This is a genomic window from Sagittula sp. MA-2, assembly GCF_030126985.1.
In the GTDB taxonomy this organism is placed as follows: Bacteria; Pseudomonadota; Alphaproteobacteria; order Rhodobacterales; family Rhodobacteraceae; genus Sagittula.
Map to the genome: position 1 here is coordinate 4418618 of NZ_CP126145.1, position 9559 is coordinate 4428176.

The window sequence follows — 9559 nt, forward strand, 5'->3', positions numbered from 1 at the left end:
TGCCAACTTCGCCGTTGAGTCCTAAGGGAGCGCTAAGACCTCCACCTGCTATCTCGATAATTTGACGAAACTCACGCGCGCCGTTCGAGGCGCTGCACCTCCGGGGCGGACAGGCTGTGCTTTTTCCCTGTGGAATCGTAGGTTTCGACGGATTTTCTGACGCGGTTGAGGTCGCCCAGACGCGCTGCGACGTTGCGGATACCTGCCAGGGTGGCGTCAAAAAGTTCCTGATTCCGCCGCAGTCCGTCGCTGAGCGGTGTCAGCACGTCTCGGTCGAGCGTCAGATCATGCAGGGATCCGACGAGGCGCTCCTTCTCGTCCAACAGTTCCGAAATCCGGTCGAAATCGCCGCTGATGAGCGCCGCCCGCTCGGCGTCGATCAACTCTTCCAGTCGTTTGGTCAATGTGCGCTCATCCATGGGCTCTCTCCTTCAGTGCCTCGAAGATCATTTCCGTGAGTCCGACGCCGCCGTTTGCTGCCATCTGGCGTGCCTGTTCGAGACGCAGCATGGACGAGAACTGGTCCTCCCCGGCGCCGCCACCGAACGCTTCCGGGGTTTCGCCCACGCCAGCCGCCTTCAACATTTCAGCGAGGAAGTTCGCTTCCAACTCGAGCGCCGCGTCCCGCAATTTTCGCTCATTGCTTCGGGCAGCAAGAGGCAGATCCGGTGTCAACTCCATGGTCATTCTCTCCAATTCGACTCAGTTGGAACCTTTTGCCGCGAGTTCAGTAAAGAACTGGTAAGGATGTTGGCCTTACGTTCCAGGTGCGGAAGAACTCCCGGAGCTGCCATGATTATTCAACCGACAAACCCGATTAGCCTTGCCGGAGCGGCCGGTTCCAAAGGGCAGAGTCAGAACCGTAACAGCGGTGAGGATTTCGATCAGATCTTTGAAAGTGGGTCTCAGGCGCGTCCGGACGGTATGAACAGGGAGAAACGGTCCGCTGCAAAGGATGGAGATGGTGCACGCCTTGTGAAATCAGCCGCACAGGAGGCCGATGTACAAGAAGCTGATGCTGTCGAAACTGATTCCGTTGACATTGGAAATTCTGATGAAAAATCGACGAGCTTTGAAGAAAGCGCCATTTTCGATCCTGATACTTTGTCAGAGCTTCAAATAGGCGAGTCTTTGGAGGATGTTGATTACGGAGATCTGAGAACCGGAAAGAAATCAGGAAATCACAGATCATTGGATCATTCTCTGGGGGAGCTATCTGTCACAGCCAATGAACTTAACCGCACTGATACAGCCCTACGTAGATCGCCGAGCAGCTTGTCCACAGAGAATATCGATTTAGAAAAATACTCGCATTCCAAGAACCGCGAACAGGCATCTGCCTTCTCAGTACTTCCTCAAGAAAATCACAATGGTGTCTTCGGAAAGGACAGAATCGCGCATTCTAATCAGCATCAATATGCCCAGAATGGCCTTAGATTAAACTCTAACCGTTTCAATGCCGAGCCTCAAAGCACGATTTTGGAGGCAAGCGACTCCGATGATAGCAACGGTATCCCAACGTTTAAAAATAGGGTAACCGAGAATGATATCGAGAGTAGTCCTGCCTCACTGGGGTTTACTAGGGCGGACAGTGGACCAGATCGAAACCCTGTCAGTGTTGATGGTGTTAATAATGGGAAACGCAGCATAGCTATTGGTGCATCACTTTCTGGTGGTTCACACGTTCAGTGTAAGCGCTGTCTGCGCCGCACGCGGGATCAGCTTGACGGGTTGAAGTTCCAAGGCAGCAACTCGTCGATCCTGCTGTCCGGGTGACCGGCGGCGATGGCTTCGAGGGTCGTCCGCAGATAGGCGAAGGGCTCCACGCCATTTATCTTCGCGGTGGCGATCAGGGAGGCGATGCGGGCCCATGTGCGGCCGCCTTCATCATGGCCGGCGAAGAGAGCGTTCTTTCTCGTCAACGCGATCGGTCGGATCAGGTTCTCGACGGCATTGGAGTCGATCTCGACGCGGCCGTCGTGGAGGAAGGTCTGCAGACCGCCCCACTGGCGATGGATGTAGGTCAGCTTCTCGCCGAGGCGCGACTTGGCCGAGATGCGCAAGCGCTGTGCCTGCAGCCAGTCACCGAACTCGGCGACGAGAGGCGCGCTGCGGGCCTGGCGGGCGGACAGACGTTGGCCCGGGCCCATGCCGCGGATCTCGGCCTCGATGCGGTAGAGTTCGGCGATCCGGCGCAGCCCCTCGGAAGCGATCTCCGATCCATCCCGGTCGAAGACTTCCTTCAGCTTGCGGCGAGCGTGTGCCCAGCAGTGGGCAACCGTGATCGGCGCGCCGCCCTTGCGGGACGGGCGCGTCAGCCGATCGTAACCGGTGTAGCCATCCAGTTGCAGGATGCCGTCGAAGCCCTGCAGGATCTGCTCGGCATGCGCTCCTGCGCGACTGGGCTGGTAGGTGAACACGACACCGGGCGGGTCTTCTCCGCCCCATCCACGGTCATCCCGGGCAAGCGCCCAGAGGTAGCCGGTCTTGGTTCGGCCTCGTCCCGGATCGAGCACCGGGGCAGTCGTTTCATCCATGAAGAGCTTGGTCGATCCCTTCAGATGTTCGGCCAGCCGGTCGGCGACAGGACCGAGGTGGAAGGCTGCTGTGCCGGCCCAGTCCGCCAGGGTGCTGCGGTCGACCTGGATGCCGGAGCGCGCCAGGATCTGGCTTTGGCGGTAGAACGGCAGGTGATCCGCGAACTTCGAGACCAGCACGTGGGCGATGGCGCCCTCGGTCGGCATCCCGCCTTCGATCAGCCAAGGTGCGGCGGGCGCCTGGATGACCCCGTCCGTGCAGATCCGGCAGGCATACTTCGGCCGGATGTCGACCAGCACGCGGAGCTGCGCCGGAACGATGTCGAGGCGCTCGGTGCGGTCCTCACCGATCCGGTGCATGCGGCCACAGCCGCACGGGCAATCGAGGCTCGCCGGTTCGATGACACGCTCGATGCGCGGCAGGTCCGCAGGCAGATGACCGAGGTTGCGCTGCCGTGCCGGGCGCGGGGTTCTGGTGGATGGCGCGGCCTGCTCCTTGCGGGTCTCGACCTCGGCGACGGCCGTTTCCAGGTCCTCGAAGGCCAGCTGCCGGTCGTCTTCGCTCAGCTTCTCGGACCGCTTGCCATGTACGACATGGTTCAGCTCTGCCACGAGATGCTCCAGCCGGCGGTTCGCTTCCTTCAGCGCATCGCGCTCCTGCAGCACCGCCAGGACCGCGGCGCGCTGGCTCTCGGGGATCGCGGACAGGTCGATGGGCGGGGCGTCGGGCATGGCCGAATTATACCGTGCTCGGGGCGCCGATGCCCGGGCATTCCCGAGGCCGAGTCACTCTGCCACAGCCGGTCGTCGCACCTCCAGAGACCGCACCCGACGCCAGTCCAACCCGGCAAACAGGGCTTCGAACTGCGCCCGGTTCAGCGTCATGGCCCCGTCGCGGATCGCGGGCCAGGTGAAGGTGCTTTCTTCCAGTCGTTTGTAGGCCATCACGAGCCCACTGCCGTCCCAGAACAGGATCTTCAACCGGTCGGCCCGCTTCGAGCGGAAGACAAAGACGGTGCCGGTAAACGGGTCCTCGGCCAGCGTCGACTGGACCAGCGCCGCCAGACCGTCATGCCCCTTGCGGAAGTCGACCGGCTTCGTCGCCACCAAGATCCGCACGCCCTGCGAGGGCATCAGCATGGATGCGCCTCCAGCGCATGGACGATCTCGGCAATGCGGGCCGCGGGGATGTCATGCGCGAGTTCGATCACGACAGCACCCCGAATGATCCTGATCGGGGCCGCCTGCGATGCTACCTTCGGATGCGCTTCCTCCTCGGCGACCTCGCAAACGACGAGAGGTGCAAAGACAGGTTCCTCGACTTCGGCCGCAGGCAGCACAAGCTTGCCTTGCTTGGCCTCTCGTCGCCAAGCCGAGAGCTGATTGGGCAGAATGCCAAACCGCTCCGCCACGGCATTCACCGTGGCACCAGCCTCCAGGGTCATCGAGACAGCCAAGGCCTTTGCCTCATCCGGCCAACGGCGGTGACCCGACGCATAGATCTCGACCCCCAGCGATTTGAGAAACGAATTTGTAGCGCACATTGCGAAACGCACTCCCCATCATGAGATGGAGATCACCTCGCAGCCGAAGCCATCAGCAGCAACGTGGGGTCCAGACGGCGCTTACCGTTCAGTCGTCAAAGAAACAGTTGGAACAATACCTTGGACATCTAGAGAATTCTTCTGCCCAAGGCCTTTCGGTAGCGGCGGATAGCAAGGAAAGTATTATTACATCGAGGTTTGAAGAGCCTCGAACTGAGGCCGCAAGCCGGGGAATCTCATATTCTGAAACTTCTCAAAAAAAACTCACAGCGGGAGGGGCACCGGGGACGTTAATTCCTGAGGGTATAAATGGGAGCGAGAAAAACTCAGATGGAACCAAGCCTATTGCCACCACGACGACCGAAGTGAGTCGCCGTGGTGACGGCGACGCGGTTGTCCGAGATCGAGATTCCCTCAGGTTTGATGTCAATAAAAGGGAAACGACACTGTCGGGGGAATCTTCAAAGGAAGCGGTTTTTCCCGGGGATCTATTGCGGACTTCAGGCCGCGCCCAACCGTCGCAACACGACATGGAGAAGGTCGATACGACGGACCTGACAACTAAGATTATGCAGCTTTCTGGTGTGGCCGAAACCTCCAAGGATGTACCGAAAGCTATCAATAACCAGAATAATGAAATCGCATCACCCCAAACCGGTGGTCCTGAACCAAAGCTTGGATTTTTGCGGCATGCCAGTGGCACGTTTCTTGGTTCTGACCAGCGCCATCAGGAACCTACTTGGGGCGTTAAGAACTCGGAAGCCAATCCTACAGGCGCAAACAGCGAACCCAGTGTCACCGCCGTTCGTGTGACGTCCGAAGGCATGTCGACTGCGGTAACGCGACCGCAGGACCGAGCGAGAGCAATGACTCCGCTTTCTTCCGAACTGTCTGCCACTCAGCATAGGGACGCTGCCGTCCCTTCGCCCGCCGCCATGAACGCAACAAGAGACGAAATTAGCGTAGCACAGCATTCAGTTTCGTCGGAATCGGTCATTGTCCGTCAGGTATTGAAGAACAAAGAGCGTGAGAATGTCGCCGATCGGCAGACAAGTGATGCTGGAACCGACAATAAAACTGTGGTGAGCGGGGCTGCGCTTGCGACTACGCCTCAGCCAACCGACCCGTCAATCTCTGCGCGATGGCCTGACCCGGCTGGGACCACTATTGCGGTCGCACTGCAGGCCTTTGAGGATGTTACCGAAGAGGACGTCGGCGGCACCGATCTTCCCGTGAGCGGGGCGTCCTCAAGCGGCGCTTCGCAGGCAAACCAAGCCGGTGCAACGCAGCATCAACCGCTTAACAGGCCCGACTCAACTGCTGTGATCCGGCAGGTCGCCGACGCATTCACACGTCTGAGCGACCAGACGGTGGAGATTCGTCTGTCGCCGGAGGAACTCGGCCGGGTCCGGATGTACATGCATTCCGGCGAACATGGTCTTCTCGTGAATATCCAGGCGGACCGGACCGAGACGTTGGACCTGATGCGCCGCCACGTCGACGAGCTGGCGCGACACCTGGCAGAGGCCGGCTATGAAAATGCGGGGTTCACCTTTGGCGAGGAACGACGCCAACGCGAGACACCTCTTGGCGATGCGCTTGATTTGGTTCCCGCTGTGGACGACGAACTCGCGCCTCTGCCAAGCATCGAAACCGATGGGGCCGATGGCCTCGATATCAGGATGTGAGGAAACATGGTCACTGTCTCTGATCCAGCGCCACTGTATGGCAACCAGTCCGGCCAGACGGCCCAGAAGCCGTCGGTCGAGCAGAACACGCGGGCCGTTCTGAGTTCCGACTTTGAGACGTTCCTCAAGATGCTCACCGTGCAGGTGCAGAACCAGGATCCGCTGAACCCCGTCGACTCGACGGAGTATGCGACGCAGCTAGCGACGTTCTCCTCTGTAGAACAGCAGGTGCAGACCAACGAACTGCTCCGCAACATCAGTGCAACCCTGGGCGGCAATTCGCTGAATGAATTCGGTCGCTGGATCGGGATGGAAGGGCTGGTCCGCGCACCCGCCATGTTCGACGGTGCCCCCGTGACGATCCGCCCCGATTATTCCGAGGACGCAGACCGCGCCGTGCTGGTGGTGCGCGACGCGAGCGGAGAAGAGGTGCAGCGCTTCGACATCGATGTCGGCGAGGAGGTCGTGGTCTGGGGCGGAGGCGACAGCGAAGGCAAGCCTCTGCCCCCCGGCATCTACCGTTTCGACGTGGAAAGCTACATCGACCAGCGGTTCGATGGCTCTACCATGGCGCGTGTCTACAGCCGCATAGACGAGGTGCGCAATGACGACGGGACGGTCCTCTTGCGCTTCGCCGACGGGACCGAGGCGACCTCGGAAGAGATTGGAGGCCTGCGACAGGCACGGCAATGACGCACGATGGCGGTTGCCGATTCGAAAAACTTGGACGCGAAGGAAGGAAAATCTTGGTTAAGAAGCGAAAAGATCGATGCATCTTCAACGTGTATGGGCTTCTCGTGGGGATCCGTATTTCGCATGCGCGGAAAAAACATGCAAACGTGCCACACTGGTGGCGCAAACCGGTGAATTTTGCAGGCGACAAGGTGCCGTTCCGCGCACCTGCAGAATTTGCCATTTGATAGGCAGCACTGAAAACGCTACGTTGCCTGAAGTAGGGCGTACCGCGTCCATCATTCTGAGACTGGAGCATAGTCATGAAAAAGATCTCTACCATCGCGGCGGTCGTGGCCCTCGCAGCTTCCTTCAGCGCGCCGGCTTCTGCCCAGCAGGCTGACCCGTTTGCATCCTCGCAGGTTTCCGCGGTGCCGGCGTTGGTCGTCATCGGTGGTATCGCCGCTGTCATCGCGATCACTGCGGGCACCAACAACGACTCCTCGACCGGCACCAAGTGAGGCCGCGTCGACATTAAGGTCGACAAACAAAGCATAGAGAGCGGCGGCAATATTGCCGCCGTTTTTCATTTGTAGGTCAGGCAGCTCGACCTATCCGAAGAACGGAGCAAGCAGGATGACCGCGGCAGAGGCTGCGGCACCGCCCGAAGCCCAGAACAGCCGTGCGGGCCAGGGATTGCGGCGCTGCTCCGGTTCGGGCTGGGACTGTCGGATCAGGGCGGCCTCCACCAGCTTGGGCAGGCGCGGACCGAACCGGGCCATCACCGCCGCCGTCTTCATCAGATCCGACGCAGCCGCGCGCGGGCCGATGGACTTCTTGATGTAGTCTTCGACCACGGGCTGGGCGACACGCCAGATGTTCATATGCGGATCGAGGGACCGGGCGACGCCTTCCACAACCACCATGGTGCGTTGCAGGAGGATCAGCTCCGTCCGTGTTTCCATGCCGAACCGTTCCGTCACCTCGAACAGGTAAGCCAGCAGCTTGCCCATCGAGATGCGGGTCGCGTCCATGCCAAAGATGGGCTCTCCGACGGCGCGGAGCGCGCGGGCGAATTCGTCGATGTCGCGGTCCGCGGGCACGTAGCCCGCTTCGAAGTGCACCTCGGCGACGCGCTTGTAGTCGCGCCGGATGAAACCGAAGAGGATCTCGGCGTAGACCCGGCGCGTGTATTCGTCGATGTGCCCCATGATGCCGAAATCATAGGCGATGATATCGCCATTCGGCGCGACCTTCAGATTGCCCTGGTGCATGTCGGCATGAAAGAAGCCGTCGCGCAGCGCGTGGTTGAGGAACAGTTGCAGGACCCGTTGGGAAAGGGCGACGCGGTCGTGGCCCATGGCGTCGATGGCGGCGTTGTCGCCAAGCGGAACCCCTTCGGCCCAGCTCATGGTCATGACGCGACGGCCCGACAGCATCCAGTTGACCTGCGGAAGCTGGAAGCCCTCGTCGTTTTCCGTGTTCGCCGCAAATTCGCTCGCGGCGGCGGATTCGAGGCGAAGATCGAGTTCGCCCATCACCACGCCTTCGAAATGCGCGATGACTTCGCGGGGCCGCAGGCGGCGGGACGAGGGCGACAGCGTCTCGATCACCCAGGCTGCAAAATAGAAAGCGTCGATGTCGCGGCGGAAGGCCCGCTCGATTCCGGGCCGTAGAACCTTCACGGCGACGCTTTGGCCGGTCTCGCGTAGCGTGGCCTTGTGCACCTGCGCGATGGAGGCCGCGGCGACGGGTTCGCTGAACTCGGCAAAGATCTCGTCCACGGGCAGGCCGATCTCGGCCAGAACCTGCTCCTTGGCCTCTTCGATCGAGAAGGGGGGCAATTTGTCCTGAAGGACGCGCAACTGGGTCGCCATCTCGGCGCCGACCACGTCTGGCCGGGTCGACAGGATCTGGCCGAACTTGATGTAGGCCGGGCCAAGCGCCGTCAGGGCGCGCACCGCGGGCGGTGTGGACGGATCGCCCTCATCGCCCAGCCACTTGAAGGGCCAGCCCAGCACCCGGGCGGCCACCCGCAGCGGTGCGGGCGCGTCGAAGGCATCCAGAACCACGCGCATCGCGCCAGTCCGTTCAAGCGTCGCGCCCGTCTGGATCAGGCGCCAGATGTTGTGCGGACCCCTCAAAGCTTCCAACCCGAATGCAGGCAGGCCACGCCCATCGACAGGTTCCGGTACTTCGCATTTCCGAATCCCGCCGCACGCACCATCCCCAGGAAGGTTTCCTGATCTGGAAACTTGCGTATGGATTCAACGAGATACTGGTAGGAGTCACGATCCCCCGCGATCACCTGCCCCATGCGCGGGATGATGTGGAAGGAATAGAGGTCATAGGCCCACTGCATCAGGTCGTTGGGAATCTGCGAGAATTCGAGGACCATCAGCCGTCCGCCCGGACGCAGCACGCGGTATGCCTCGTTCAGGGCTTCCTGCGGGCGGGTGACGTTCCGGATGCCGAAGGAGATCGTGTAGACGTCGAAGCTGTTGTCCGGGAAAGGCAGCTTCATCGCGTCGCCCACAACCCAGTCAAGCTGGTCGCCAAGGGAAGACGCTTCGGCCCGTTTCCGACCCTCGACCAGCATCGGCTCCGTCAGGTCGAGCACGGTCGCATGCCCGTCGCCCGCACGTTTCAGGTAGCGGAAGGAAATGTCGCCGGTGCCGCCCGCCACATCCAGCAGCTTCGTGCCGCGGCGCGGCGCGAGCCAGTCCATCATCGCGTCCTTCCAGACGCGGTGAATGCCGAATGACATGGCGTCGTTCATGACGTCGTACTTGGACGCCACGGATCGGAAGACTCCCTGAACACGCCCCGCCTTTTCGCCCTCCGGCACTTCGGAGAAGCCGAAATGGGTGGTTTTTCCGCTGTTGTCGTTCATGCGAGGCGTCCTTTCGTGTCGCAGAGACTTATAGGGCGTAGGCATCGCTCTGCAATGCGGCGCGTTGCGTAGGGTCGCGGGAATGCGGACGCCGGCAGCGCGAGGGACGTATGCGCCCGGTCGGGGCCGATCAAGACGCCGGGAGGTCGTGCGGACAGCTATGGCGATGCCGCGCGCTTTACGGGGCGCCGGTCGCTGACTACATGTCGGCTTCACCTCCCCGGA

The 9559-nt window shown here is 61.0% G+C and carries 12 protein-coding genes; 5 read left to right on the forward strand and 7 right to left on the reverse strand.

Annotated elements, in window-relative coordinates; translation table 11 throughout:
• Positions 1–71: 71 nt before the first annotated feature.
• Complete coding sequence (locus tag QNI11_RS21565) at positions 72–419, reverse strand: flagellar protein FlgN (protein WP_283981710.1); 348 nt, start codon at positions 417–419, stop codon at positions 72–74.
• Entirely contained in the window at positions 412–681 is a 270-nt protein-coding gene (locus QNI11_RS21570; RefSeq protein ID WP_100930920.1) for a rod-binding protein, read from the reverse strand. Before QNI11_RS21570 ends, QNI11_RS21565 begins: the two co-directional genes overlap by 8 nt.
• Before the next feature lie 111 nt (positions 682–792).
• On the opposite strand from QNI11_RS21570, the gene QNI11_RS21575 reads away from it, so the two are divergent.
• The gene (locus QNI11_RS21575; RefSeq protein WP_283981711.1) at positions 793–1776 is read left to right on the forward strand and encodes a hypothetical protein; all 984 of its coding nucleotides are present in this window, start codon (positions 793–795) and stop codon (positions 1774–1776) included.
• On the opposite strand, the gene QNI11_RS21580 is transcribed toward QNI11_RS21575, so the two are convergent.
• From QNI11_RS21580 to QNI11_RS21590, 3 genes are read right to left on the reverse strand one after another with little or no spacing between them, the layout of a single operon-like run.
• On the reverse strand, positions 1719–3269 hold the full coding sequence (locus tag QNI11_RS21580; protein ID WP_283980626.1) for an IS66 family transposase: 1551 nt from the start codon (positions 3267–3269) through the stop codon (positions 1719–1721). The genes QNI11_RS21575 and QNI11_RS21580 overlap by 58 nt on opposite strands.
• A gap of 54 nt (positions 3270–3323) precedes the next feature.
• The gene (gene tnpB, locus QNI11_RS21585) at positions 3324–3677 is read right to left on the reverse strand and encodes an IS66 family insertion sequence element accessory protein TnpB (RefSeq protein ID WP_259969301.1); all 354 of its coding nucleotides are present in this window, start codon (positions 3675–3677) and stop codon (positions 3324–3326) included.
• Complete coding sequence (locus QNI11_RS21590; RefSeq protein WP_283980627.1) at positions 3671–4081, reverse strand: transposase; 411 nt, start codon at positions 4079–4081, stop codon at positions 3671–3673. Before QNI11_RS21590 ends, tnpB begins: the two co-directional genes overlap by 7 nt.
• A 107-nt stretch (positions 4082–4188) precedes the next feature.
• Between QNI11_RS21590 and QNI11_RS21595 the strand changes: the two genes are divergently transcribed.
• The 4 genes from QNI11_RS21595 to QNI11_RS21610 all read left to right on the forward strand — a co-directional run bounded on the left by QNI11_RS21595 (position 4189) and on the right by QNI11_RS21610 (position 6962).
• Positions 4189–5769: a flagellar hook-length control protein FliK gene (locus QNI11_RS21595; RefSeq protein ID WP_283981712.1), complete on the forward strand. Its 1581-nt coding sequence runs from the start codon at positions 4189–4191 to the stop codon at positions 5767–5769.
• A 6-nt stretch (positions 5770–5775) separates the two neighbouring features.
• Entirely contained in the window at positions 5776–6462 is a 687-nt protein-coding gene (locus QNI11_RS21600; protein WP_283981713.1) for a flagellar hook capping FlgD N-terminal domain-containing protein, read from the forward strand.
• Entirely contained in the window at positions 6459–6689 is a 231-nt protein-coding gene (locus QNI11_RS21605; RefSeq protein WP_198521862.1) for a hypothetical protein, read from the forward strand. Before QNI11_RS21600 ends, QNI11_RS21605 begins: the two co-directional genes overlap by 4 nt.
• Positions 6690–6764: 75 nt before the next feature.
• Positions 6765–6962, forward strand: a complete 198-nt coding sequence (locus QNI11_RS21610; RefSeq protein WP_100928724.1) for a hypothetical protein — start codon at positions 6765–6767, stop codon at positions 6960–6962.
• Between the two features lie 90 nt (positions 6963–7052).
• Here the strand turns inward: QNI11_RS21610 and ubiB are convergent, their stop codons facing one another.
• Together ubiB and ubiE are read right to left on the reverse strand one after the other, a co-directional pair.
• Positions 7053–8585, reverse strand: a complete 1533-nt coding sequence (gene ubiB / locus QNI11_RS21615) for a 2-polyprenylphenol 6-hydroxylase (protein WP_100928725.1) — start codon at positions 8583–8585, stop codon at positions 7053–7055.
• A complete protein-coding gene (gene ubiE, locus QNI11_RS21620; protein WP_283981714.1) occupies positions 8582–9334 on the reverse strand; it encodes a bifunctional demethylmenaquinone methyltransferase/2-methoxy-6-polyprenyl-1,4-benzoquinol methylase UbiE in 753 nt (250 codons plus the stop codon). Before ubiE ends, ubiB begins: the two co-directional genes overlap by 4 nt.
• Positions 9335–9559: the final 225 nt, after the last annotated feature.

Coding starts and splice junctions, on each gene's coding strand:
- QNI11_RS21590 (WP_283980627.1), bottom strand. CDS start 4,081: ATGTGCGCTACAAATTCGTTTCTCAAATCGCTGGGGGTCGAGATCTAT.
- QNI11_RS21570 (WP_100930920.1), bottom strand. CDS start 681: ATGGAGTTGACACCGGATCTGCCTCTTGCTGCCCGAAGCAATGAGCGA.
- QNI11_RS21580 (WP_283980626.1), bottom strand. CDS start 3,269: ATGCCCGACGCCCCGCCCATCGACCTGTCCGCGATCCCCGAGAGCCAG.
- QNI11_RS21575 (WP_283981711.1), top strand. CDS start 793: ATGATTATTCAACCGACAAACCCGATTAGCCTTGCCGGAGCGGCCGGT.
- tnpB (WP_259969301.1), bottom strand. CDS start 3,677: ATGCTGATGCCCTCGCAGGGCGTGCGGATCTTGGTGGCGACGAAGCCG.
- QNI11_RS21610 (WP_100928724.1), top strand. CDS start 6,765: ATGAAAAAGATCTCTACCATCGCGGCGGTCGTGGCCCTCGCAGCTTCC.
- QNI11_RS21600 (WP_283981713.1), top strand. CDS start 5,776: ATGGTCACTGTCTCTGATCCAGCGCCACTGTATGGCAACCAGTCCGGC.
- QNI11_RS21605 (WP_198521862.1), top strand. CDS start 6,459: ATGACGCACGATGGCGGTTGCCGATTCGAAAAACTTGGACGCGAAGGA.
- ubiE (WP_283981714.1), bottom strand. CDS start 9,334: ATGAACGACAACAGCGGAAAAACCACCCATTTCGGCTTCTCCGAAGTG.
- QNI11_RS21565 (WP_283981710.1), bottom strand. CDS start 419: ATGGATGAGCGCACATTGACCAAACGACTGGAAGAGTTGATCGACGCC.